Source organism: Paenibacillus sp. Soil766, from assembly GCF_001428105.1.
Classification (GTDB): Bacteria; Bacillota; Bacilli; order Paenibacillales; family NBRC-103111; genus Paenibacillus_E.
The window spans coordinates 109,532-133,621 of sequence record NZ_LMSJ01000014.1 but is presented as its reverse complement, the minus strand read 5'-3'; the positions used below and the strand labels follow the sequence as shown (position 1 = coordinate 133,621).

The 24,090-nt window shown below is 47.5% G+C and carries 20 protein-coding genes, 1 pseudogene and 2 riboswitches; of the genes and pseudogenes, 7 read left to right on the top strand and 14 right to left on the bottom strand.

Annotated elements, in window-relative coordinates; genetic code table 11:
- Nucleotides 1–125: 125 nt before the first annotated feature.
- The 3 genes from ASG89_RS12770 to rpoE form a co-directional block, all read right to left on the bottom strand.
- Nucleotides 126–518, bottom strand: a complete 393-nt coding sequence (locus ASG89_RS12770) for a response regulator (RefSeq protein ID WP_056621969.1) — start codon at nt 516–518, stop codon at nt 126–128.
- A 163-nt stretch (nt 519–681) separates the two neighbouring features.
- Nucleotides 682–2,283 carry a CTP synthase gene (locus ASG89_RS12765; RefSeq protein ID WP_057311089.1) on the bottom strand — a complete coding sequence of 534 codons (1,602 nt, stop codon included), beginning with the start codon at nt 2,281–2,283 and terminating at the stop codon, nt 682–684.
- Nucleotides 2,284–2,593: 310 nt separating this feature from the next.
- Nucleotides 2,594–3,172: a DNA-directed RNA polymerase subunit delta gene (gene rpoE / locus ASG89_RS12760; protein ID WP_057311088.1), complete on the bottom strand. Its 579-nt coding sequence runs from the start codon at nt 3,170–3,172 to the stop codon at nt 2,594–2,596.
- 608 nt (nt 3,173–3,780) lie between these two features.
- Between rpoE and ASG89_RS12755 the strand changes: the two genes are divergently transcribed.
- Nucleotides 3,781–4,947: a S8 family peptidase gene (locus ASG89_RS12755; protein ID WP_057311087.1), complete on the top strand. Its 1,167-nt coding sequence runs from the start codon at nt 3,781–3,783 to the stop codon at nt 4,945–4,947.
- A gap of 91 nt (nt 4,948–5,038) precedes the next feature.
- On the opposite strand, the gene argS is transcribed toward ASG89_RS12755, so the two are convergent.
- The 4 genes from argS to speE form a co-directional block, all read right to left on the bottom strand.
- A complete protein-coding gene (gene argS / locus ASG89_RS12750) occupies nt 5,039–6,712 on the bottom strand; it encodes an arginine--tRNA ligase (protein ID WP_057311086.1) in 1,674 nt (557 codons plus the stop codon).
- 4 nt (nt 6,713–6,716) lie between these two features.
- Nucleotides 6,717–7,127, bottom strand: a complete 411-nt coding sequence (locus ASG89_RS12745; protein ID WP_056621981.1) for a DUF1934 domain-containing protein — start codon at nt 7,125–7,127, stop codon at nt 6,717–6,719.
- A gap of 208 nt (nt 7,128–7,335) precedes the next feature.
- The gene (locus ASG89_RS12740) at nt 7,336–7,839 is read right to left on the bottom strand and encodes a DinB family protein (protein ID WP_057311085.1); all 504 of its coding nucleotides are present in this window, start codon (nt 7,837–7,839) and stop codon (nt 7,336–7,338) included.
- Between the two features lie 757 nt (nt 7,840–8,596).
- Entirely contained in the window at nt 8,597–9,424 is an 828-nt protein-coding gene (gene speE / locus ASG89_RS12735; protein ID WP_057311106.1) for a polyamine aminopropyltransferase, read from the bottom strand.
- Nucleotides 9,425–9,709: 285 nt separating this feature from the next.
- Between speE and ASG89_RS12730 the strand changes: the two genes are divergently transcribed.
- Nucleotides 9,710–11,824: a transglycosylase domain-containing protein gene (locus ASG89_RS12730; RefSeq protein WP_057311105.1), complete on the top strand. Its 2,115-nt coding sequence runs from the start codon at nt 9,710–9,712 to the stop codon at nt 11,822–11,824.
- Between the two features lie 172 nt (nt 11,825–11,996).
- On the opposite strand, the gene ASG89_RS12725 is transcribed toward ASG89_RS12730, so the two are convergent.
- Nucleotides 11,997–12,488 carry a YwhD family protein gene (locus tag ASG89_RS12725; RefSeq protein ID WP_057311084.1) on the bottom strand — a complete coding sequence of 164 codons (492 nt, stop codon included), beginning with the start codon at nt 12,486–12,488 and terminating at the stop codon, nt 11,997–11,999.
- A gap of 188 nt (nt 12,489–12,676) precedes the next feature.
- Between ASG89_RS12725 and ASG89_RS12720 the strand changes: the two genes are divergently transcribed.
- From ASG89_RS12720 to sugE, 5 genes are all read left to right on the top strand, one after another.
- Nucleotides 12,677–14,677: a M1 family metallopeptidase gene (locus ASG89_RS12720; protein ID WP_235549744.1), complete on the top strand. Its 2,001-nt coding sequence runs from the start codon at nt 12,677–12,679 to the stop codon at nt 14,675–14,677.
- 86 nt (nt 14,678–14,763) lie between these two features.
- Complete coding sequence (locus ASG89_RS12715) at nt 14,764–15,582, top strand: hypothetical protein (protein ID WP_057311083.1); 819 nt, start codon at nt 14,764–14,766, stop codon at nt 15,580–15,582.
- A gap of 168 nt (nt 15,583–15,750) precedes the next feature.
- Nucleotides 15,751–15,889, top strand: a riboswitch (cyclic di-AMP (ydaO/yuaA leader).
- 3 nt (nt 15,890–15,892) lie between these two features.
- Nucleotides 15,893–16,363: a C40 family peptidase gene (locus tag ASG89_RS12710; RefSeq protein ID WP_057311082.1), complete on the top strand. Its 471-nt coding sequence runs from the start codon at nt 15,893–15,895 to the stop codon at nt 16,361–16,363.
- A gap of 192 nt (nt 16,364–16,555) precedes the next feature.
- Nucleotides 16,556–17,167: an MSMEG_1061 family FMN-dependent PPOX-type flavoprotein gene (locus ASG89_RS12705; RefSeq protein WP_057311081.1), complete on the top strand. Its 612-nt coding sequence runs from the start codon at nt 16,556–16,558 to the stop codon at nt 17,165–17,167.
- Nucleotides 17,168–17,236: 69 nt separating this feature from the next.
- Nucleotides 17,237–17,339, top strand: a riboswitch (guanidine-I (ykkC/yxkD leader).
- A 97-nt stretch (nt 17,340–17,436) separates the two neighbouring features.
- The gene (sugE, locus tag ASG89_RS12700) at nt 17,437–17,757 is read left to right on the top strand and encodes a quaternary ammonium compound efflux SMR transporter SugE (RefSeq protein WP_057311080.1); all 321 of its coding nucleotides are present in this window, start codon (nt 17,437–17,439) and stop codon (nt 17,755–17,757) included.
- A gap of 14 nt (nt 17,758–17,771) precedes the next feature.
- Here the strand turns inward: sugE and ASG89_RS38645 are convergent, their stop codons facing one another.
- The 6 genes and pseudogenes from ASG89_RS38645 to ASG89_RS12675 form a co-directional block, all read right to left on the bottom strand.
- Nucleotides 17,772–17,939, bottom strand: coding sequence for a YdeI/OmpD-associated family protein (locus ASG89_RS38645; RefSeq protein ID WP_414813258.1), 168 nt, complete (start codon nt 17,937–17,939; stop codon nt 17,772–17,774).
- A gap of 47 nt (nt 17,940–17,986) precedes the next feature.
- Nucleotides 17,987–18,220: pseudogene (locus ASG89_RS38640) on the bottom strand (DUF1905 domain-containing protein); the annotation flags it as partial.
- A 47-nt stretch (nt 18,221–18,267) separates the two neighbouring features.
- Nucleotides 18,268–19,167 carry a methyltransferase domain-containing protein gene (locus ASG89_RS12690; protein ID WP_057311078.1) on the bottom strand — a complete coding sequence of 300 codons (900 nt, stop codon included), beginning with the start codon at nt 19,165–19,167 and terminating at the stop codon, nt 18,268–18,270.
- A 658-nt stretch (nt 19,168–19,825) separates the two neighbouring features.
- A complete protein-coding gene (locus ASG89_RS12685; RefSeq protein ID WP_057311077.1) occupies nt 19,826–20,782 on the bottom strand; it encodes an ABC transporter permease subunit in 957 nt (318 codons plus the stop codon).
- Complete coding sequence (locus ASG89_RS12680; RefSeq protein ID WP_057311076.1) at nt 20,779–21,855, bottom strand: ABC transporter permease subunit; 1,077 nt, start codon at nt 21,853–21,855, stop codon at nt 20,779–20,781. Before ASG89_RS12680 ends, ASG89_RS12685 begins: the two co-directional genes overlap by 4 nt.
- Before the next feature lie 371 nt (nt 21,856–22,226).
- The gene (locus tag ASG89_RS12675; RefSeq protein WP_057311075.1) at nt 22,227–23,942 is read right to left on the bottom strand and encodes an ABC transporter ATP-binding protein; all 1,716 of its coding nucleotides are present in this window, start codon (nt 23,940–23,942) and stop codon (nt 22,227–22,229) included.
- Nucleotides 23,943–24,090: the final 148 nt, after the last annotated feature.

The following is a 24,090-nucleotide window of genomic DNA, read 5'->3' as shown; positions in this document are numbered from 1 at the left end:
CTTCATTTTTCCGTAACTAAAATAAACGCCTCTACCATCTTTCTTAGACGGGAGCGTTTATTTAAGCGAATAGCGAAGTATGATGAAAAACTTATTACGTCTAATATGCAAAAAAGACCCTATAACTAGGATCCTACTGCGAAACCACTGCTGGATTCATTATTTAATTGCATATTAACAGCAAGTCGGAGCTCATCAATATCAAATGGCTTCGTAAAATGCATGATTGCACCTAAGTCCGTCGCTTCTTTGATCATATCTAGCTCGCCATATGCCGTCATCATGATGACTTTGATAGAGACATCAATTTCTTTCACATGCTTCAAAATATCAAGTCCGTCCATACCAGGAATCTTCATGTCTAGCAAGATGAGATCAGGCGAAACATTTCTAACGATTTCCAAGGCCAACTTGCCATTGGAGGCTTGATAGGTATCGTACCCTTCGTTACTGAACACTTCCATGAGGAGTACACGAATTCCATTTTGATCATCCACAACCAACACTTTTTTCTTCATGAGCCAAGTCCCCTCCCGAAAACGAATAACAAGTTCCAATCCTATGAGTCAAGGTATTCGCTATTCATTTTCGTATTCCTTCTGAGGAGCGCATCTTTTTTGAAAAGTTTTACATAAAAGTTGATTATCAGGAGAGGGATTCCTCCATCAGCAACGTAAAATTTTAGCGGGAAATCGATTGTGCAGCTTTCACGAACTCACGGAAAAGTGGCTGCGGACGGTTCGGACGGGACGTAAATTCCGGGTGGAATTGCACGGCCAAGAACCACGGATGACCAGGAAGCTCAACCATCTCAACCAGACGACCATCTGGTGATGTACCCGAAATACGCAAACCGGCAGATTCAACCAATTCACGGTATTCATTATTAAATTCATACCGGTGACGATGTCTTTCGTAAACTAGCTCATCATTATACGTAGTCGCAGCAAGTGAACCTGGTGTCAACTTACAAGGGTATAGACCTAAACGCATCGTACCGCCTAGATTCTCAATATCCTTCTGCTCTGGCAATAGATCAATAACCGGATACGGGGTTGTTGGATTAATCTCGGAGCTATTCGCGCCATCCAATCCACAAACAGAACGTGCATATTCAATAACAGCGACTTGCATACCTAAACAAATACCGAAGAACGGAATTTCTTTCTCACGCGCATAACGAATCGCTGCTACTTTCCCTTCAATCCCGCGATCACCGAATCCACCTGGCACAAGGATACCTTGTACACCAGAAAGCAGTGAATGCACATTATGATCGTAGATATCTTCTGCATTGACCCAACGAATATCAATCTCGGAGTCATTGTCGATACCCGCGTGTCCAAGCGCTTCAACGATACTAAGGTAAGCATCATGAAGAGCTACATACTTCCCAACGATGGCGATTTCGGTCTTCTTCGTCAAGGATTTGACCTTACGAACAAGACTTTCCCATTCTGTCATATCGGGTTGATTCGTTGATAGCTTCAAATGATTCACAACATAGTCATCAAGGCCTTGCTCACGAAGCATCATCGGTACTTCATACAACGTTTCTGCGTCTTTACATTCAATAACTGCAGCAGGATCGATGTCACAGAACAAAGCGAGCTTACGCTTCATATCTTCTGTCAAAGAATGCTCCGTACGACAAACAATCACATGCGGTTGAATACCCAGGCCGCGCAGTTCCTTCACGCTATGTTGCGTTGGTTTAGTCTTGACTTCTCCAGCAGCTTTGATATAAGGAATCAACGTAACGTGAATGTACATGACATTCTCGCGGCCGATATCATTTTTCATTTGACGAATCGCTTCAAGGAACGGCAAGCTCTCGATATCCCCGACAGTACCACCGATTTCAGTAATAACCACATCGGACCCAGCTTCACGACCAGCACGAATAACACGCTCTTTAATTTCATTCGTAATATGAGGGATAACCTGTACAGTTCCACCTAGGTATTCGCCTCTGCGCTCTTTAGTAATAACAGAGGAATACACTTTTCCTGATGTCACGTTCGAGCTTTTGGACAAGTTAATGTCGATAAAACGCTCATAATGACCTAAGTCCAAATCCGTTTCTGCACCATCATCGGTTACGAAAACTTCCCCATGCTGGTAAGGACTCATGGTTCCTGGATCCACGTTAATGTAAGGATCGAACTTCTGGATCGTAACTTTCAAACCTCTGTTCTTGAGCAGTCTTCCTAAGGAAGCTGCGGTAATTCCTTTGCCAAGGGATGAAACTACGCCTCCCGTAACGAAAATGTATTTTGTCACTATGTACGCCTCCTTATATTTTTCGCCAGAAAACTGGCTTTGTTATAACATGATAAAAGTGTGAAAAGGTGCTAGAAAACTGGCTTCATCAGCATAAGCTCTAGGGTGTCGCCAGAACAAAGGTGTAATAGCATTAGCTTCTGCTAAATAAGTGTTTTCATGAACAAATTACAAAAAAAAAGCGCAAAAAAACAAAAAAAGTGACACCCGTAGTGACGGGGCACTTTTTGAACGCATGCGCGAATTGTTAAGAATCTTTTAAAGCCCATGCAATAGTTTACTCTGAACGTATAGGGACTGTCAAGACAAGTTATTTGTCGTCTTCGTCGTCTTCATCCAACTCGTCTTCGTCCTCATCGGAATCCAAATCATCTTCGTCGTCATCCGAATCATCGTTCTCTTCAATACCCGCTTCGCCAAGATCCTCTTCGATTTCTTCATCTTCGAAGAATTCAGTATCCTCTTCCGCTTCTTCTTCCTCTTCGGTTTCGGTACCAAATGCATCATACTCGTCTTCTTCTGCGTATGTATCTTCTTCTTCCGCGTAGACGTCTTCATCCAGATCATCATCTTCGTCGTTGATAATTCTAGGACGCTTCGCGTTTCCAACCGCATCGTCGGACTTCTCAACTGGATACCAACGCTTCAAGCCCCATAGGTTCGTACCGACACAAGCAAAACGACCATCGATGTTGATTTCCGTATATAGTTGGGCAATCACATTCATGACATTGTCTTCAGTAAGCCCTTTTATTTTAGCAATTTCAGCCATAAGTTCTCGGTAGTAAAACGGCGTATTCGCCGACTTCAGCAATTCGAACGCCAAATCCACCATGGGCATTTCGCGTGCTTGCTCTGTGGTGATTTTCAGTGTGTATTCGCTGCTCATCTAAGGCACATCCTTTTCGATCATTTCTTGACTACGTTATCTACCATAACCAATATCTTCATTAAGTAAAACCTATTTTTTCTAAAATTGCAACTACCCCCGAACAATCGGCTATTCCTTCCTGCTTGGACAGGATCGTTTATCCAAAAATATAGCCAAATTATGAAGTGAAACAACACATTCTATATTTCAGAATAAAGGTCTGTTGTAAGCATCCCATAAAAGAAATACAGACGAAGGTCCCCCTCCGCCTGCGACTGTACCCTAAGGAACCGCTTGCTGATGAACAGCAGTCGTTTCCACTACCTGAGAAAGAGACACTCCTGCCCGCGCCTCTCTATGTATCCTATGTTGAACCTACGCATCTGACACGGCCTTGCACCCATTTATTTCTATAAGTGCGTGTTATAAAGTCTGGGTTGCAGCACCGAGAAGATTGATTTCCGGCTGCATTCAATATTCGATGTCGAATACGCATCTTGGACTACTTCGTGATCAAATTTGGACTTTTTGACAACCTTTATAAAGGCGATGACACGGTCAAGTATGATGACCTGTACATAGGATAGGGGAGATATGATTATATGCTGTAACGGGGGGATGGCACGATGGATACAGCCACCTTTCTTCATCTGCTTCATGAAGATCTAGGTCTTACTAAACCACCAGCTAGAAAGCACCTTATCCATTTCACCTCAAAGACGGATTACTTTGCCTGCAAATCAGAGCTCTTACGCATGACGTCTGAACTCCCCAGACTATCCCTGGTTCTGCCTCTAGACATTATCAACGCTTTTTCCTGTACATTGTGTCCGGATACAAAACTCAGAAGCTTCTCCAGCACGACACGTATCGAAGTGGATACGAAATTAACTATAAATAAAGTTAAAGGTAGAAAGACCGTACCGAAACGAGCTACTATTCTTTCCAACTCACGTACACGCACTATTCCTTGGGGAGTTGATCAAATCGGCGCTCCTGAGATCTGGAGCAAATCTGTCGGAAAAAACATTCATATCGGCGTCATCGATACCGGCATCGAATATAAGCATCCGGATTTGCAAAACTCGATCTCGCATGGCATCAACTTATTAAATCGCAGGCTCATGCCCCATGACGATAACGGGCATGGCACACACATCGCAGGCACTATCGCGGCAACAGGCCGTAATTCCGGTATTATCGGTGTAGCTCCCCGAGCGATTATTCATCCCGTTAAAGCATTTGACCAAAATGGAAGCGCATATGTATCCGATATTATCGCCGGTATTGATTGGTGCGTCCAAAACGACCTCGATATTATTAATATGAGCTTCGGTATGAAAACGTACAATCCTGCACTGGAGCAAGCGGTACTAAACGCTTACTACAGAGGGAAGGTTATTGTAGCCTCATCCGGCAATGACGGCAGAAAGAAAACCATTGATTACCCTGCTCGGTTCCCCCATGTTGTCTCTGTAGGTGCCACAACACGAACAGGACGGATTGCTCCTTTCAGCAATCGCGGAACACAAATCGACATCTATGCGCCTGGTGAGCGCGTGTATTCCGCTTGGCTAGGCGGCAAATATAACGAGCTCAGCGGCACGTCGATGGCAACGGCCCATGTAAGCGGTGTTATCGCCTTAATGCTTTCCATGCGCGCCATGTCGCCGCAGCAAATCAAAAACGCGCTGCGCCGCTGCGCCTTCCCGCTGAGCAAGCGCCCGAACGCCCGGTGGCAGCCCGGGCAATTGAACGCCCAGCGCGCGATCCGCGCCGCAGGGCAAGAGTAGCTGGCGCAGAGAGTACCTCCTGCGCTTGGACAAAGAAGAAGCTCCCCTGTTGACCAGTGGTCAAGGGGAGCTTCTTCTGGCTGAGCGGGTGTTACATCCGCTCAGGGGCAGATACGCCAACCACGCGAAGCGTGTTGGCTAGGGTCGTGCGGAGCGCGCCGAGCAGGGCGAGGCGCGCCTGGGTTAAGGCTGCGTCATCTGTGATGACGTAGTGGCCTCTATAGTAGCTATGGAACTGGCTTGCCAGTTCGTAGACATAGCGGATCATGCGGTGCGGCGTGTACTGCTCAGCCGCAATGGCGATCTCTTCCGGAAGCTCGCCGATCTTGCGCAGCAAGTCGAACTCGGCTTCCGAGGTCAGCTGGGACAGGTCAACCTGTTCCAGCGGGAGCACCGCGATATTCTGCTCTTCCGCCTGGCGGAAGATGCTGCAAATCCGTGCATGAGCATACTGCACATAGAACACAGGGTTTTCATTGGACTGCGAAACCGCCAAGTCCATGTCAAAATCCAAATGCGAATCCATACTCCGCATCGCGAAGAAGTAACGAATCGGATCCACGCCGACTTCGTCCATCAAGTCCTCCATCGTAACGGCTTTGCCAGTACGTTTGGACATTTTGACCTTTTCGCCATTCTGGAATAAGCTCACCATCTGGGCGATCAGCACAACAAGGCGGTCTGCTTCAAAGCCAAGAGCCGTCATAGCCGCTTTCATCCGCGGAATGTAGCCATGGTGATCAGCGCCCCAAATATTAATTAAGCGGTCATAGCCGCGTCCGAATTTATTGCGGTGGTAAGCGATATCCGGTGTAAGGTAGGTGAAGGAGCCGTCGTTTTTGATCAAAACACGGTTCTTGTCATCCCCAAGCGGTGTCGTATTCAACCACGTTGCGCCCTCTTCTTCATAGACATGACCATTATCTCTTAGCTCTTGAAGCACAGGCGGGATAAGGTTGTCTTCATAGATTGACGTCTCTGAAAACCAGTGGTCGAAATGAACACCGAAGCGACCTAAGTCGCGTTTGATTTTGTCGAGTTCTTTCTCAAGTCCATACGTACGGAAATAAGCACGACGCTCTTCATCCGATAAGCTCAGCAGACGATCGCCTTCTGCAGCTGCGAGTTCCGTTGCAAAACCTTTGATATCTTCGCCAAAATAGCCATCCTCTGGCATTTCCGCTTCTTGACCAAGCGCTTGCAGGTAGCGCGCTTCGATGGATTTCGCCAAGTTGACAACTTGATTACCCGCATCATTGATGTAGTACTCACGCGAAACGTCATAGCCCGCTAGATCCAATACATTACAAAGAACATCACCAACAGCTGCGCCACGTGCATGTCCCAAATGGAGGGAACCTGTAGGATTCGCACTAACGAACTCCACTTGCACTTTAAGCCCTTGACCAACGTTCGATTCCCCAAATCGGTCACCAAGCTTCGCCACATCAGCAATTACGGGGTAGAGGTAGACATTATCCATTTTAAAATTAATAAAGCCTGGGCCAGCAATTTCTGCTTGCGCAATACTCGCTGCATCCTTGTTCAGGTTGGCGATGATTTGCTCGGCAATTTGTCTTGGATTCTGTTTCGCAATACGCGTCAACTGCATCGCTACATTCGTCGCGAAATCGCCATGCGTCTTCTCTTTGGGCACTTCCAGAATGATATCTGGCAATTGCTCCTCTGAGACGATACCCGCCGCTAGAACAGCCTCTTTAATTGCTTGCTTCACTTTCGCTTTCACTTCGTTAAGAACATCCATTGTCTTACTCCTCCTGAATTAACAACTTGATTCGATAAGCTCCTGTATGTGTACCTGATGCATATAGATCATAGCTCCACCTCGTAATTCCGATCCCATGGATGGCCTCCGAGGTCAGCTTGTGCGTCTCAATTTCCAATTCCATTCTTAGCTGCGGCGTGTGATAAAAGCCAGTCCGCTTCTCTCCAGGAACGAAGGTTTGCTCAGCTTGTACATCACCTTGGCGAATAATCCGGATCTGATTGTCTTCGAGCTTAATGATCGTCACCGTACGTCCAAGCTCATTCGGCTCTTCTTCATAGCGGATGTAGGTATGATCGCCTTTGCGATAAAGATCCCCGCGTGCCTTCTGCACCGTGGTCTCGCTCCCGCTTCGACTCTCGATTCGAATCCGCACCCGCTGCTTGTCCGTCATGATTCGATATTCCCCTCTTCTTCTGTTGCTGCGAATGACAACTCGTGTCACAACGCAGGCATGTTAGCTAATAGTTTATATGAAAGGATAAGTAAATTCAATGCATGGAGGGGATGTAACGGCTTGGAGGCGAGTTCGTGATTGGCAAAAGATGAAAAAAACCTCCTGATCCGTTAGCAAACGGACTAGGAGACTCTCATGTTTATGCTCATAACGTTGGAACTGGCCTTCCGATAGCTGCCCACTGCTCTTTGGCTGGCCCGTAGGCGCCAATAACTGAAAGGCCTGCTTGTCGCATGAGAATCGTCAATTGGCCGCGATGGTGAATTTCATGCTTCAAGAAGCTATATAGAGTTGTGCTGATCGTCCAAGGCATTCCAAACATAGTAACCACATCTTGCAGTTTCTCGTCCGTCCATTGCGTACGAATCGCGTTAAGTATGTTTTGCGTTGTTGTCCGATACGCTTCGGCAATAACTGCTGCCTCTGCAGGCGGCACACTTACAGCAGCCGGCGATTCAAATTCCAGCCCCGTACCATATAGCATACCGCGTTCCGCGTGGACCAGATGCCAAGCAATATAACCAAGTGGACGGTAGCCTTCGGTTTGTGTTTGTGTGAGGGACTCATCTGTTAATGTATCCAGCAGTTGCTGCGTTGTATTCGATTCCATTTGGTATTCTTCGATAAAACTCTCAATCGTCGTAAACATATATAAAACCTCCTAGGAATGGTAGAACAGGCTCGCTTGAGCTTGGTGCTGATGCTAGCGCTACCGCAGTGCTTATTCTGCTGCTGACACTGCTGCGATTCATGTCCTGTCTTTATGTTTACAGTATAGCTAGGAGTTGCTGACAGCTGTATGGCAGTGATTGAAATTTGTTTATCGGAGAATTGTTACTTGAGGGAACGTAAGAGATTTAAGTTGATTCGGGTTAGCGTCGAGGGCATGAAGAGGAACGCAGGGGTAAAGGGATCGATGAGTTGCTTTTGGAGATTAAATGGATTTCCTACATCTATTTCCGGGTAAAATCCGCCTTTGGAAAGTTTAACTGGATTTTCTACATCTAATTTTGCTCGAAATGTCCCGTTTGACGTAATTGGCCTGAAATAACGGGAGGAAATCCAGTTATTCACTTGGCCAGCATGCCCTGTGGTTAGCGCCGAGGGGTTGGGGTTGGGGTTGGGGTTGGGGTTGGGGTTGGGGTTGGGGTTGGGGTTGGGGTTGGGGTTGGGGTTGGGGTTGGGGTTGGGGTTGGGGTTGGGGTTGGGGTTGGGGTTTGGCTTGGGCTTGGGTTGGGCTTCGGTTGGGAGCTATACTTGCAGCTGGAGCAACGCCTCACGCCATAACCCACGCTGATAACAATTAGATAAGGGTAAACATCGCTTACCCTTAAATGGCAAAAAAGGAAGTCGACAAATCGACTCCCTCTTCTATTCAATCCTATTTATCCGCGCGATCCCGCAGCCTATTTAATCAAATCTTCAACAAACTTAGGCAGCACGAACGCTGCTTTGTGCAAGCGTGGCGTGTAGTATTTCGTAGGGAATTCAGGGATTGCTGATTCTTCTACTTGAAGCGGATCGTGCTTTTTGCTGCCCATAGTGAATGTCCACAGACCGCTTGGGTATGTAGGGATATTCGCACTGTATACACGAACGATCGGGAAAATTTCTTTCACGTCGCGATTTACGGTTTGGATCAAATCTGCTTTGAACCATGGGTTATCCGTTTGAGCCACGAAGATTCCGTCTTCTTTTAACGCATCGAAGATGCCTTGGTAGAAACCTTTGGAGAACAGCTCAACAGCTGGGCCTACAGGCTCTGTGGAATCAACCATGATGACATCGTACGTGTTTTTGTGATCATGAATGTGCATGTAACCATCGTTAACGATCACTTCAACGCGTGGGTTGTCCAATTCGCCAGCAATCGTAGGTAGGTACTTCTTGGAGTACTCGATAACTTTGCCATCGATATCAACAAGAACGGCTTTCTTCACTTTCGGGTGTTTCATAATTTCACGAATTACACCGCCATCGCCGCCGCCGACAACAAGCACGTACTCTGGGTTCGGATGAGTAACAAGTGCTGGGTGGGCAACCATTTCGTGATAGACGAACTCGTCTTTTACCGTAGTCATTACCATTCCGTCAAGTGTTAGCATCGTGCCCCACTCTTCGGTTTCGATCATGGAAAGATCTTGGAAATCCGTTTGCTCTCTTACATAAGTTTCAGTCACTTTCGCCGTGATACCGAAGCTATCCGTTTGTTTCTCTGTGTACCATAATTCCATAAGTAACCCTTCTTTCGCTTCTCTATTTGGATGAATAATTTCTGACATTCGTTATCTCTAACAGTGTTCCACCAGCTGGAAAAGTCATACGAGTTAGGGTGCTAATTTCCAGTCCCTTGACACGCCCAAATTGTATTATAGTTCATTACCCCCAAAATGCAATATTTTCCTCGATCTTTTAACCATTTAACAAAAAATATTTACAATTCGTTGAATACACACTGCCATGCTTTTCCATACTGGTTAATATCGCCTTTGGGCAAGGAGAAGGGAGGCATGGAAAGCATGTCCGAGAATGAGAACACGAATGAGAAGCCCCGCCAACAAACACCTGAATCACAATCTGCCAGACAGAAAAATGAGATTCCTGCTTCCATGCGGTGGATGAGACGCATCAAGAAGACCTTTTCGTTCTTCTTTACCTGCAGCCTACTATTGCTCATCGGGGCCACTGTCTTTCTAGTTTATTTGCGCTCCCAAACGCTGCCCGTCACCAAAACGATGCAAACCTCCCAGATGTACGATGTACATGGCGAGGTGATTGATACCTTTTATTCTGGGCAGAATCGGCAGGTGGTCTCATTAAATGACATCTCACCTTACTTAATACACGCAACGCTCGCGGTGGAGGATCAGCATTTCTACGATCATTTCGGCGTGGATGTTAAAGCCGTAGCACGCGCGGCTATTGTGAATGTTCAAGCGATGGCCAAAGTGCAAGGAGCCGGTACGATCACGCAGCAGCTAGCTCGGAACCTTTACTTAACTCATGATCGCACGTGGACGCGCAAAATCAAGGAAACTGTCTATGCTATTCAAATGGAAATGCAGCTGAGCAAAGATGATATCCTCGCTGATTATTTGAATCAAATCTATTATGGGCATTCGACCTATGGCATTGAGACTGCGTCTGAGCTTTTCTTCGGTAAGCATGCTAGTGAGTTAACTTTAGCAGAGAGCGCTATGATCGCTGGGGTGCCGAAAGGACCGCGTTACTATTCCCCCTATTATGATTTGCAAAATGCGATGGATCGGCAAAAGGTCGTTCTCCAGACGATGGTGAACAGCGGCTTTATTACCCAAAGCGCCGCTGAGGCTGCAGGCAGGGAAAAGCTGACGATTCTGCCGTTAACGAAAAAGAAGCCATCTGCTGCCCCTTATTTCAGGGATTATGTACGTAATCTAGCGACGGAAAAGCTCGGCATCTCGGAAGAACAATTCGATGAAGGCGGCATTCGCATCTACACCACGCTGGATAAGAATGCCCAGCAAATTGCTGAGAATGTCATTACCAAGCAGCTCGAAGGTAAGCCCGATCTGCAGGCTGCACTTGTCGCGGTAGACCCGCGCACAGGTGAGATCAAAGCCATGGTCGGCGGACGCGACTATACGGAAAACCAGTTCAATCGTGTGCTGTCGAATACGCGACAGCCAGGGTCATCTTTTAAACCATTCGTCTATATGGTCGCACTCATGAATGGTTTCACCCCTGTGACCATGGTCAAAAGTGAGCCTACGGTATTTACTTACGATGAAGGGCGCCAGCAATATACGCCAAGAAATTTCAATGACCAGTATACCAATGGGAATATCGATATGCGTCAAGCGATTTCCAAATCGGATAATATCTATGCGGTGCACACGATACTTGAGGTGGGTCCACAGAAGGTCATCGACTTCGCGCGTAAACTCGGGATTGCATCGCCAATGAAGCCGCTGCCTTCCTTAGCGTTAGGTTCCTTCCCCGTGAGTCCGTTAGAAATGGCTTCGGCTTTTGCCTCTATTGCGAATCAGGGTGTACACCATGAAACGACCGCTATTTTGCGAATCGAGGATGCCAATGGGCGCGTCTTATATGAAGCAACGCCTACGGAGGAGCAAGTGATACCGCCTGCAGTTGCGTATGTGATGGCCAATTTAATGGAGAGTGTGTTCGAAGAGGGTGGAACTGGGAACCGTGTAGCCGGTACGATTAAGCGGCCGATTGCCGGCAAAACAGGTACTACCGATACGGACGCCTGGCTCGTCGGCTTCACACCAGAGCTATCTACGGCAGTATGGGTCGGCTATGATAAAAACCGTGACATTACTACGGTGGAATCACATCTCGCCTCACCGATCTTCGCGGATTTCACTGAACAGACCTTAGCTGCAATTCCGCCAAAGCTGTTCCCGATCCCTGAAGGTGTATCGACGGTTTATATTGATCCTCTAAGCGGCAAATTATCTAATGAGGACTGTCCGAATTCCAAAATGGAGGCTTTCCTGGTTGGTACTGAGCCTACGACATATTGCACAGGCAAACCTGCTAATCCAGATGCAGCAGGCGGCCAAAAAGCCGGTCCCAAAGGCGATAACGGCTCTTGGTGGAACGATCTAAAACGTTGGTGGAACGACTAATCCCCCACTAAATGGAAACACAAAAAGGCAGTACTAAGCGCGTCTTAGTCCTGCCTTTTTGCTGTCCTAGTATATGAGGTAACATACACTAGGGTATAGTATACCCGCTTCGACATTGCGGAACAATGGATGACACATAATGTTCATATTCTCCACATTCGCCGTTTAAAGCTTAGGAGAGTGCGTCCTTGAGGCTTTGATCCGAGCGGTTCCACCAGTCTTCGTTGTGCGAAACTAAGCAGTTTCGAAGGGTTATTCGCTCACTGTCAGACAAGCCCTCTAGGATGAATTTACGTTTCATCGCACCGTCCATTTTGTTTACATGCTCCGCAAGAATCTTCCATCCTCGGCGCGCTTCGGTGTCGATTAACATTTCACAAGCGGACATCCCCGCATAGTAGGCACCCTCTTCTGTCCGATCCACCGCTACCCACACGATCCATGCTTTACGCCCATTCGGCACATCTTCCTTGTTCGTTGAGAATTTAATCCCTTTCTCGATCTTACTCTTCGCATGCAGTGTTCCTTCATCTAGATACGCTTCATCCCCATCAATAATGATACCGGAGACGTTACTAAGATCAATGGCTCCTGCACCGAAGCCTTTGTGATTCACTTTCGAGCTTACTATATTTAAGGCCAGCTTCTTCTTATCCGCTTCCATAAGGGCACCTTCCACTCTACATTAGGTTAAAATGACGACATGCTTTCATTGTAGCGAAAGTCTCCCGGTAGAACAAGTGGCGGCAGGCTCCCTTGGCTATTTAACATATTTCTTTCACCTCGCAGAAATATTCCCTAGGTTGTCTACATATACATGCTGTAGATGCTTGTTTAGGCGGGGTGAATCTCATGGATATGAATGCTCTATTCAATAGCCGCAAGGTACAGTGGTTTGCTGTTATGCTCCTTGCTGCCGGCGCAGTGTTAATAACGAATACCTTGCTCCCCTCCACACCAAGAGGGACTGTTCCTGTCGTCTCTAAAGATGTTCCCCATGTTCAGACACCGGACATGCAGCCTGCAGATAATGGCAAACCGTTAGAAACCTCAACACCACTTAGTTATCGTATTGCCGAATACCACATGAATGTTGCCTACACACCAGAAACGAGGCAGCTCCAAGGACAACAAACACTCACATGGGAGAATCCTGGCTCAGTTCCTGTACAAGACATGTATCTTCACCTCTATCCGAATGCGTTCGCTTCGAAGAAAACGACATTTATGCGCGAATCTGGCGGGAAGCTGAGGGACGATGAAGCGAAAGATGAGAGCAGCGGCAGTATGGAACTGCTCTCCGTGAAATCGGATACGGGGGATGACCTCTCCAAGCGGATGTCATTCGTACAGCCAGATGACGGCAACAAGGATGACCACACGCTGCTCAAAATACCGTTATCCAAACCCGTTGGACCAGGCGAACGTGTAACCATCAAAACCGAATTCCTTGTTAAGCTGCCTGCAGCTTTTGCCAGAATGGGGTATGTCGATGACTTCGTTATGGCTGGACAATGGTTCCCGAAGGTTGCCGCTTATGAGCGCAAAGGGACTAGAGGACGGGTTGAGCCTGGCTGGAATCTCCACCAGTACCACGGAAATTCCGAATTCTATGCGGATTTCGGCATGTATGATGTGAAAATTCAGGTGCCCGCGAATTATATTGTGGCAGCGACTGGATTTCCTGTTAAGCCTGCTGTGACGGACAAGGGCATGAAGACATACCAATTCTATGCCGAGGATGTGCATGACTTCGCTTGGTCAGCCTCTCCTCATTTCGTCTATGTAGAAGAACCCTTCTCTACACCGCAAATTCCCGGGGTGAAAATCAAACTATATCTCGATCCCAATCATCAAGAGTTAAAAGACCGTTATATGTATGCGGCCAAAAAAGCACTCTCCCGTTATAGTCAGTGGTACGGAACGTATCCGTACTCTACCCTTTCCATCGTCGTCCCCCCACCTGGCGGGAATGGCGCTGGCGGTATGGAATATCCAACCTTGGTTACCGCTTGGGGTGCTAGCGATAAAGATCCAGACTTAGAACTGGAACGTGTCGTCGTCCATGAGATCGGTCACCAATTCTTTTATGGGCTCGTTGCCAGCAATGAATTCGAGGAAGCATGGCTGGATGAAGGCTTTACCTCTTATGCGGAGGATAAAGTAATGGAAGTCGAATACGGCGAAGTACCTAATTTGCCTGTCGAATCCAGTTATATCACCTCACCTAATGGACTGCAGAAAGAGGCATGGGCATACACCGGACATGATCAATATGCTGAAAATGTGTACACGCGCGGCAAGCTCGTACTCAAAGCCATTGAGGGGCAAGTCGGCACCAAGACGATGGATCGTATTATGAAATCCTATTTCCAAAAGTGGCAGTTTAAACATCCGTCTACGAAGGATTTCCAACAGGTCGTGGAGGAGATTAGTAAATCAGATTGGGATGACTTCTTTAATCAGTATGTCTATGGCAATCTGATGATGGATTACTCTATCGAAAGTGTCCATATACAACCTCAGGGTATCAAGGGATCTGAGACGTATGAAAGCACAGTCCGCATCGTTAAGCTTGGTGGTAACGCGCCAGAAGTACCCGTCCAGTTCCACTTCGCAGATGGTACAACGCTAGATAAAACATGGGATGGCAAGGAAGGCAGCATTGAATTCAAATTAACGCATGCCTCCCCTGTCGACTGGGTGCGCATCGATCCTAAGTACACGCTCATACTTGAAAATAAGCACATTAACAACTTTTATCAAACGCAAATCAATACGAAGTGGCAAATTCGGTGGAATCTTGGCATCATCCAGTTCCTGCAAGCCATATTTGGCTCAGTCGCCTGGTAAGGACCTTGGCTTACGTCTCATGACAACCACTGAGCGTATGCTTACGATGCTGGTTTTCTTAAGAAAACTTTAAGGAGGGACCCTCGTTGGCCACCTATATCAAAGCAGGGTTCAGGGCAGCTATGGCGCAGCCCTTTGCCACGATCATTTTATTCCTATATCAGATGGGCTGGGGTATTCTTCTGTATAAACTCGTTCAGGGAGTTCTCGTCCCCCTCATGCATCGTTTTCCTGGCGCTGAGCAGCCCAAGCAGGCATTGCAGATTTTCCTAGCAGAGAGCCAGTTTCAGTTAATTAAAACAGATCTCAGCTATTCCTATCTATGGTGGCTTGCTGTACTCTTATGTGCTCGCATGCTGCTGACGCCTCTCTTAAATGCCGGTGTCTACTACTCACTCACACACTCTCACCAGAATGCCGGATATCGATTCTTTCGCGGGATGAAGCAACTCACGCTCCCCTTCCTGCTCGTGTATCTGATTCGTATGGCACTTACCCTTGTCCCACTCATCTGGCTTATTCCCAAAGCTGCTTATATGCTAGGTCATAGCGGCTCCTACGAGCAGATCGTAATGAAGCTTCTTCCTTGGATACTTTGTTTAATGCTTTACGTTTTTCTCCTGCAGCTTCTATTTATGTATGTACAATTCGCCATCGCCGCCAAGTTAGGTATCTTATCTACGGTCATCTCTTTCTTTCGATATTCGCTGCCGATTATCGGACTTGCCATTATCCTATTACTGTTCACAGGACTTCTGGCAGGAGTTACAGTCACAGCCACGTACCTATGGGCAGGACTGGTAGCCCTAATCATTTATCAGCTCTATCCACTCTTTCACATATTCATCCAAATTTGGGGCATTTCTTCCCAATATCAGCTTCTTTCAGCCAAAATATCCAGTTAATATCCAGCAAAAACAGTGAATAAACAAGCGTTATCCCCTTCTCTTTGAGAATGGGGATTTTTTTGTCTATTTTCCGAACAATTACACTTATTTTTTGCCTATTATGTACCCAAAAAAGAGGAATTTCAAACATTATGACGAAATAAACGTACTAGCATCAAAAAAACCAAATATTTCATGCCGAATTCCTCAGTTTATGGGGAAACGGGGGAACCACTCCGGGTGAATTGATCTTGCAAGACAGGGATCATAGGGAACCTTCAACCGAACCCTCCAGCTAACCTCGTAGGCACCGGAAGGAGACAAGCAGTTGAAGAAAGTTGTTGGTCTTATTTTTAGTCTTGTTTTGTTTTTGAGCGTTAGTGTAGGAAGCGTTTTCGCAGCATCCGATATGGATAAAGCGGTAGACGAGCTTGTTGGAACTCCTTACAGATGGGCAGGAACGACAACCAAAGGATTCGATTGCTCTGGTTTCACATCCTACTTGTTCGACGAGTTCGGCATCGACCTTCCACACAGCTCCAAATCACAAAACGCTGAAGGCTACTGGGTTAACAAAAGTGATCTTCGTAAGGGCGATCTTGTATTTTTCAACACAGATGGCAGCGGTATCTCTCACGTAGGGATGTACCTCGGTAATGGTGAATTCGTTCACTCCGCTACCAATCAAGGTGTTGTTAAGAATAAGTTGAGCGAATCCTATTATGCGAAGCGGTACGTATCAGCCAGACGTGTTCTATGGGATGATATTTACAATCAACTAACTGCTGAATCCAAGTAATATTCTCGGCACAGAATGAAGCCCTGCAAGCTTTGCTCGTAAGAGCGACGACTTGTAGGGCTTCATTCATTTGAACGAGGTTATCGGCGTATACTACAACATTATGGAGAAATATAACCCAAATATTATGTGAAGCATCTACATTCTATATTTTGAATAGAGGCCCCTGGTCTCGAGGAAGGAAAAGAACGCATGGACAACATACAAGACAGTACTTCACCCCCATTTCCCGGCATCGTTCGATCCATTGAAGAAATTAGAAATATGATTGGAGAGCCTCATCCTGCGGTACAAAATAAGGTGGTCAATCAAATTGACGAGCACACCCGAGCGTTCATCGCCAAATCCTCTCTATTCTTCTTATCTACGTCAGGTGCGAATGGATTATGTGATGTTTCCCCCCGCGGTGATAGCCCTGGCTTCGTTCGCGTTCTCGATAATCACCGTCTGATTTATCCAGAAAGACTCGGAAATCGACGAATTGATTCGATGTATAATCTACTGACCAACCCGCAGGTGGGCCTCATCTTCATCATCCCTGGGTTCGAGACAGTGCTCCGCGTCAATGGACGCGCTTGGCTAACGAAAGATGAAGAACTCCTTGCGACTATGCAGCTTAATGGGAAATCACCAATCGCCGCTGTTGGCGTCGAGGTGCAAGAATGCTTCGTGCACTGTAGTCGTGCGCTTAAGCTGTCGAAGATATGGGATCCCGCAACGTGGGTACCCGAACAGGAACAACCAGATACTATGGCTATGTTCCGTGCACATTTGGCATTGAACAACATAGCGCTAGAAGAATAGGATATGCTAACTAGATAGCAGCCAAAATGTGTAACTTGACATGGCATGTTAGCGGGCCTATAATAACGGCATGTCGTTTTCTAGGGTTCCGCGGCGTTTCATCGCCGGCTGGTCCAAGGGAAAACACACAGCAAATATGCTGTGGTCACGGAGGGAGAAAAGCCCGGGAGTCTATCGCAACAGCGCGATATTCCCGGGCTTTTCTCTGTTTATTTTTGTGGCACTGACAACGTATGGAACGTAAATCCCCACATGAAGGAGTGATCATCATGGCATGGTTGTTTCTAGCCATTGCAGGTGTGTTTGAGGTCGTTTGGGCCATCTCATTGAAATTTTCCAATGGCTTTACGCGACTTGTCCCGTCCATTGTTACGATTCTAGGCATGATCGTTAGCTTCTATTTCTTAGCTGTAGCAACGAAAACTCTTCCGATCGGAACGGCCTACGCGGCCTGGACCGGTATTGGCGCTGTAGGTGCAATTATCATTGGTACGTTATTCCTAGATGAACCGATCAGTTTGGTTCGTATTTTGTTTATGGTCTTGATTCTGGTCGGTGTGCTCGGATTGAAATTTACGTCAGGACACTAAGATGCAAGGTGCGCCTAAACGCCGCTCATCTGCGTAACAACGTTGGCTATCCGGCGAAGGCGTGTCTTTTGTGTCTTCGCGTCATCGACCTGGCGGACGAATTCTTTGCGCTTGGAGAAGGCGAGGGCTTCGAAACGTCCAATTGCACCTTCTTTTTCAGACAGCGCCGCAAGTAAGTCCACTGGGACTTCCACCGTCCGAGGAGTAAGATCCAAGCCAACGTCACTTCGACGGGGTCATCCGCTTTCAAGCCGGAGGCTTGTCGATGGCCTTCACTGAGTGGGATGAGGTATTCGCCTCCCATGACTGAGGCTGTTGTCCGATACGTGTAACCATTCAGGGTCACGGACACGCTTGGCTTTTTGCCTCCTGCTAACGTGGTCATGACCTCTTCGGGAATGGAAATCCCCGTGGCATTCTTATTGTGGGCTTTCATAACTGTTGTAAGGAACGTTACACTCATGTTTATGGCCTCCTCAATATACGTCAATTATACCCAAGATGGATGGGTCAGGGCTGCTTGATCGTATAGCTGACGTACCAGAAGCTGGCCCCCACAAAGATGCGTAAATGCTGTGACAAGGGTCGAAAAATATCATTTAACTCTTCGTAGCTAAAATAATTCTTGAGGATATCATGCTTGGATCCGTCGGCTAATTCGCGTCTTTTGTAGGTGTCTTCGCTATCCTCATGGGTGATGAGCTCGCCGCCTCTGCCAGGCACATACACATTATCAGCGATAAAAACCTGCGCTCCGCTGCCCAATCGTTCATGGAAGCCATGTAAAAAGCTGTCGATTCGATTCCGCGGAATATGGGAGAACCAGAAGTTTGCCAGACCGTAATCGAATTCCCCGCTGATCTCGGAGAGCTCATACGCATCCCCTTCCTTGAAGGCCGCATTCCCCTTCGGCCATGACTTCGACTCCGCGATGCGCAGTACCTCAGGGCGGATGTCTACACCAACAAGCTGTGTCGCCGTTTCTGCAGCAATGTGTGTCCAGTAGCCTGTGCCGCAAGCGACTTCCAGCACACGGCGTCCCTCTACCTGCCTCTTCAGGATATCAGACAGAAGGGCCAATTCTTGTTGATACTCCGCATCCTCGCGGTGATAAATCCGTTCATACTCCTCTGCCCGTGCGCCGTAGTAGGCTTGCATGTTCAGTTTTTCCTGGTCGAGGAGCGTCTGCTTCTCCTTCACTTCGTGAAGGATGCGATGTCTCGCAGACAGCAGATCCGCAAAAATCGCACCACCCTGTGCGGCATAATTCGCAAGCAGTCCCTGCGTCGCCATGACAATCAACTGTGTCATCGATAGGCCCGTTGCATCCGCCATCTGTTCTAATTCGGATTTCACTTTCTCAGGCAAATAAACCGAGAGTCGTTTCGTTTTATCTTGTTTGTCCTCCATGGTTAGATTGCCTCCTTTTCATTGAATTATAACATATAATATATACCATAGTGACACTTATTATATCCTAACTCTAATGGTGATTCGCTGACTCCCTCCTATTCAAACACCAAATCAGCGTCAAATGTACGGAATAAAGGTCGTGGTCAGATAATTGTGGCTTAGGTGGGATGATAGGTGTGTAAAAGTAGCTCGGTTGAGGGGCCTTCCACAATAATACATGGAAAACATACAGTTAAATTCCCGTGATTTCGCTTCTTTTGGCGAATAGCTGGAAAAAATACAGTTAATTATTCCTCTCTCCAGTGTGCAGGGCAGATACGGGAGAAATAACGACATAAAATCCATTTATTTGTAATTTTTGCCCATTTAGCTCTAAAATAGCTGTATATTTTCCAGTTAATCAAGATGTACTGCCCCTTTTTCGCGTAAATTGAAAGGAACTAGTAGCCATCCAAGTGAAACAGTACCAGCTCACGGTTATGACAGCCACCGTGCTGGAGGCGTCGTGTGGTAGGTGCCTACCGTTGAGTCGCGATCGTGGTCGCCGTCGCCGTCGCCGTCGTCGTCGCACCTGCACTCGCACCTCCTCCACTTCCACTCCCTACACGAACAACCAAAAAGCCGAGCCCCATCCCTAGGATGAAGCTCGACTCTATTACATCAGCTGACGTTCCTCGCCATAGCGGCGCTTGAGCTGATTCAAGAAAAATTGCAGTGAAAGGAATAACAACGCGAAGCTTGTGCCCGCACTCAGTATGATCCACGGGTGCAGACGAATATAGCGTGCGCCGTAGGCGATCAGCGACAACCATTCACCGGAGGTGCTAATCGTGATCTGGAACCCAGCTTCCTCGTCACCGATCGTCTCTGTACCGCCGAGCACAATATTAAATACGGCTAGCTGCCCCAGCAGGAACAGCACCTGCATAAACTCGCTCAAGAAGATGAACATCATTTCATTGCGCATCGAAGGGAAAATATGCCGAAGCGTCCGATGCCAGAACGAACCGCCCATGAGGCGGGAGGCTTCTATAAACATTTTGCCACTATAATAGCGTGTCCGTTCTGCAATCTGATGTGCCAATGGAAATATGCCGATCAGCGTAATTAAGATAATGAAGGTGATGCTGAACAACAGCTTATTGTGTGGATCCGCTTTGGCGCCGAGATCAAGCCTTAGCCCGTAATACATCCCCGCAAGCGGCGGATAGAGGAAAATAAATGCCGGCACCGCCGCAACTGCCCACTGTAAGGATCGGAGAAGTGCTCTTCCTCTGCTCGTCATTCCACTCCATAATCCCCAAGGCATCGCCACGGCAAAACGAAGCAAGGTCAAACCGAGCGCCGTGCCTAATGTGTATTTCAACCCATTTAATAGTAGGCTGAGCATGTCGAATCCACGGTGATCCGTTCCAAGCAGGAAGGTGCTATTAGGCGCGTACGGCGGGATTGCGTATCTGGTTTTCCCGTCCTCTTGGTATTGGATCATGTTGATTTTGTCCTCTGGCGAAATGCCATGCGGCTTCAACCAGGACCCGAACACCATCACCAGCAGGAATAACGCCAAGATTGCGATGGATATATAAAAGGCGGTAGAAGGACGTTTTCTCATGGTCTAACCACCTCCTCCGCACGTACCACGAACCGCTTCCGCAGCAGCGCATACAGGATATGAAAAGACATGGCAACCACTCCAAGCACGACACAGATCGCAGACATCGAAGTAATCCCTTGGTAGATCGGCAGAATAATGAAGCCGCCCAAGCCCCCAATACCACAAATCGCCTCCGCAACGGCCATGCTAGCTAAAGCTAATGTCGTAGCTCTTGGCAAAATAGCCAACACATCCTCCATCACATTCCGCAGCACATGCGAGAAGAGCACCTCGCGCCGGGTCAATCCTTTGGCCAGTGCCGTGATAACGTAATCCTGACCCAACTCCCGTGCAATCGCGACGCGAAGTGTCCCATAAATCGTCACCGACGGAATCAACGCAATCGTCAGAAACGGAATGAGGAACGGCGTTCTGTCTCCCACTTGAACGATGAGCAGCACATAGTGACCGAGGAGCTTCGTCGCGTAAATCGCCGCTAATTGAATCAGCACGATCAGGAAAAAGTCGGGTAATCCAACAAGCAGCGCATGAATACCATCCAGCACGATGCCGATCCGCCTTGATATGGAAGCCCACAGAGCAACTAGCATACTGAGTAGAATTGCGAGCCCCAAGCCAGGTATGAAATAGGTGCAGGTTTTGAGCAGCATCTTCGGAATCGCTGTCGTCATCGGTACTTCCTTGCGCGTATAGGGATCGCGGTATTTCCCAAAATCACCATGCAAGAAGCCCTTAAGCTGATCTTTGACGGTGTAGCCATAATAACGCCATGAAATGATAGGCTTTTCTAGTGGTATGACCGAGGATCGCAGCACTCCTTTGATCGTCATGGCCGTGCCTTGGTACTCCCAGAATTTTCCGTAAGGGACTTCTAACAGACCACTTTTCTCATTCAAAATCTTACTGCCAGGCAGCATCTCACTGATCTTCTGCATGCTAATACTGGAATTGACCGTCACTTTGATCTGATCGGGCTGAACGGACAAGAACATTTGCCTAATATTACTCAGCAAAAAAATACCGATCAGTGTGATCGCACCCAGTAATAGCCATCGTCCTATCGACTTCAATCCGTGCCACCTCTTTTGTAATTTACCTTAGGTAAATAATCATTGTATGGTCTTAGTTTATCACGAAGGTGCGGTCACATGTAATTCCAAATAAGAGTTTGCCATAACGCTATTTGCTCCACACGCATGTTCTACGGATAAATAACGTTACGTAATAGCGCTATTTCGACCAAATGAAGCGAAATTCGGCCGCTTATGCTGAATAACGCTATGGCATAACACTATTCTTCCAAATTTTCTATTAAAAGAGAGAATAAGGTGTTTTCGTAACGTTATCTTTGCGAATGAGCCTCTGCTCCATGTCATTGGACGATACCGCTAAAAAGAAAAAGCCTCCGCCTCCCCCTAACAAACAGGGAGGCGAAAGCTTCTTAAGTGCTGAACTGCGCCTGATGCAGCCGGCTGTACACACCGCCTACGGCGATGAGTTCCTCATGCGCGCCTTGCTCGGTGATGCCATCTTCGGTCACAACGACGATGCGATCCGCGTTCTTGATCGTCGCGAGTCGATGCGCAATGACGAGCGTCGTGCGGCCCTTCGACAGCTCCGCCAAGGACTGCTGGATCGCCGCTTCGGTCTCGGTATCCAGCGCCGATGTCGCCTCATCTAAGATGAGAATCGGCGGATTCTTCAAGAACATGCGCGCAATCGCGAGGCGCTGCTTCTGCCCCCCGGAGAGCTTGACGCCGCGCTCTCCGATCACGGTATCCAGTCCCTTCGGCTGGGACTGGATATAACCCTGCAGCTGCGCGCGCCGCGCAGCGTCCCAGATCTCCTCATCCGTCGCGCCCAGCTTGCCGTAAGCAATGTTCTCCCGCATCGTGCCGGAGAACAGGAACACATCTTGCTGCACGATGCCGATTTGGCGGCGCAGCGATTCAAGCTCGATCTGACGGACATCGAGACCGTCAATCGTAATGCTGCCTTCGCTAACATCGTAGAAGCGCGGGAGCAAGGAGCAGATTGTCGTTTTGCCTGCGCCGGATGGTCCGACGAATGCGACAGTCTCTCCCGCTCGAATAGAGAGAGAGATGTTGTTCAACACGCGATCTTCAACCCCATAACCGAATGAGACCGCTTCGAACTTGATCTGTCCTTCTAGATGATCCACCTTCCGAGCATTCGGATGATTATCTACTTCCGGCTCGGTGTCGATGACTTCTACATAGCGCTTGAAGCCAGCAATCCCCTTCGGATAGCTCTCAATGACATTATTGATTTTCTGAATGGGCCCTAAGAAAACATTCGTTAGCAGGACAAAGGCAATAAACTCGCCATAGGTAATTTGCTTATCAATAACGAACCACGTACCGCAGATGAGCACGAATACCGTAACGGAACGCATCAAGATGTAGCTTAAGGAGATGTTCCACGCCATGATTTTATAAGAAGCCAGCTTCGTCAATCGGAACCGACCATTGTTCACCTCGAACAATTTCTTCTCATGCGCTTCATTCGCGAACGCTTGTACCACACGAATACCGCCAATGTTATCTTCCACTCTTGCATTAATATCGGCAAGATCGCCCATCATGCGACGGAAGGTCTTGGTCATTTTCTGATTAAAATACACCGCAATCCACAGTAGGAACGGCACAATAACAAACGTTAGCAGAGCTAGCTTCACATTAATTTGCAGCATGAGGACAAGTGCGCCAATGAGTGTCATCACAGCAATGAACAGATCCTCTGGACCATGATGAGCAACCTCGCCAATTTCCAGTAAATCATTCGACATACGCGACATTAACTGTCCCGTTTTGTTATTGTCGTAGTACCGAAAGCTCAGCTTCTGGAGATGATTGAACATCTTTTTCCGCATATCCGTTTCAATGTTAATCCCCAGCATATGACCCCAATACGTAACAACAAAGTGCAGCAGCGTATTCAGCGCATAGACGGCCAACAATCCTATACACGCCCAAATAATCCACGTCCAATTCCCTGCAGGAAGCAATTTATCGACAACCTGATTGACGGCCAACGGGAACCCAAGCTCCAGTAACCCAGCCACCACCGCACAAGTAAAATCCAAAATAAATAAGTGCTTATAGGGCCGATAGTATGAAAAAAACCTTCTCAACATGTCTATTCCACCTTTCGTATCGTTGACAACCAATAATCACTTCGCACTTGTAATGGTTGCAACATTGCCTATTATACCTGAAATCATCCACAAATAGGCAGTTGTCGGAGGACATGTATCCAATATTTTCATATGAATAGGTATATCT

What these genes read in the sequence shown, in the direction of transcription:
- ASG89_RS12755 (WP_057311087.1), top strand. Translation starts at nt 3,781, where the DNA reads ATGGATACAGCCACCTTTCTTCATCTGCTTCATGAAGATCTAGGTCTT.
- speE (WP_057311106.1), bottom strand. Translation starts at nt 9,424, where the DNA reads ATGGAATTATGGTACACAGAGAAACAAACGGATAGCTTCGGTATCACG.
- ASG89_RS12685 (WP_057311077.1), bottom strand. Translation starts at nt 20,782, where the DNA reads ATGAGAAAACGTCCTTCTACCGCCTTTTATATATCCATCGCAATCTTG.
- ASG89_RS12690 (WP_057311078.1), bottom strand. Translation starts at nt 19,167, where the DNA reads ATGGAGGACAAACAAGATAAAACGAAACGACTCTCGGTTTATTTGCCT.
- ASG89_RS12725 (WP_057311084.1), bottom strand. Translation starts at nt 12,488, where the DNA reads ATGGAAGCGGATAAGAAGAAGCTGGCCTTAAATATAGTAAGCTCGAAA.
- ASG89_RS12770 (WP_056621969.1), bottom strand. Translation starts at nt 518, where the DNA reads ATGAAGAAAAAAGTGTTGGTTGTGGATGATCAAAATGGAATTCGTGTA.
- ASG89_RS12720 (WP_235549744.1), top strand. Translation starts at nt 12,677, where the DNA reads ATGGATATGAATGCTCTATTCAATAGCCGCAAGGTACAGTGGTTTGCT.
- ASG89_RS12730 (WP_057311105.1), top strand. Translation starts at nt 9,710, where the DNA reads ATGTCCGAGAATGAGAACACGAATGAGAAGCCCCGCCAACAAACACCT.
- rpoE (WP_057311088.1), bottom strand. Translation starts at nt 3,172, where the DNA reads ATGAGCAGCGAATACACACTGAAAATCACCACAGAGCAAGCACGCGAA.
- argS (WP_057311086.1), bottom strand. Translation starts at nt 6,712, where the DNA reads ATGGATGTTCTTAACGAAGTGAAAGCGAAAGTGAAGCAAGCAATTAAA.
- ASG89_RS12675 (WP_057311075.1), bottom strand. Translation starts at nt 23,942, where the DNA reads ATGTTGAGAAGGTTTTTTTCATACTATCGGCCCTATAAGCACTTATTT.
- ASG89_RS12740 (WP_057311085.1), bottom strand. Translation starts at nt 7,839, where the DNA reads ATGTTTACGACGATTGAGAGTTTTATCGAAGAATACCAAATGGAATCG.
- ASG89_RS12745 (WP_056621981.1), bottom strand. Translation starts at nt 7,127, where the DNA reads ATGACGGACAAGCAGCGGGTGCGGATTCGAATCGAGAGTCGAAGCGGG.
- ASG89_RS12705 (WP_057311081.1), top strand. Translation starts at nt 16,556, where the DNA reads ATGGACAACATACAAGACAGTACTTCACCCCCATTTCCCGGCATCGTT.
- sugE (WP_057311080.1), top strand. Translation starts at nt 17,437, where the DNA reads ATGGCATGGTTGTTTCTAGCCATTGCAGGTGTGTTTGAGGTCGTTTGG.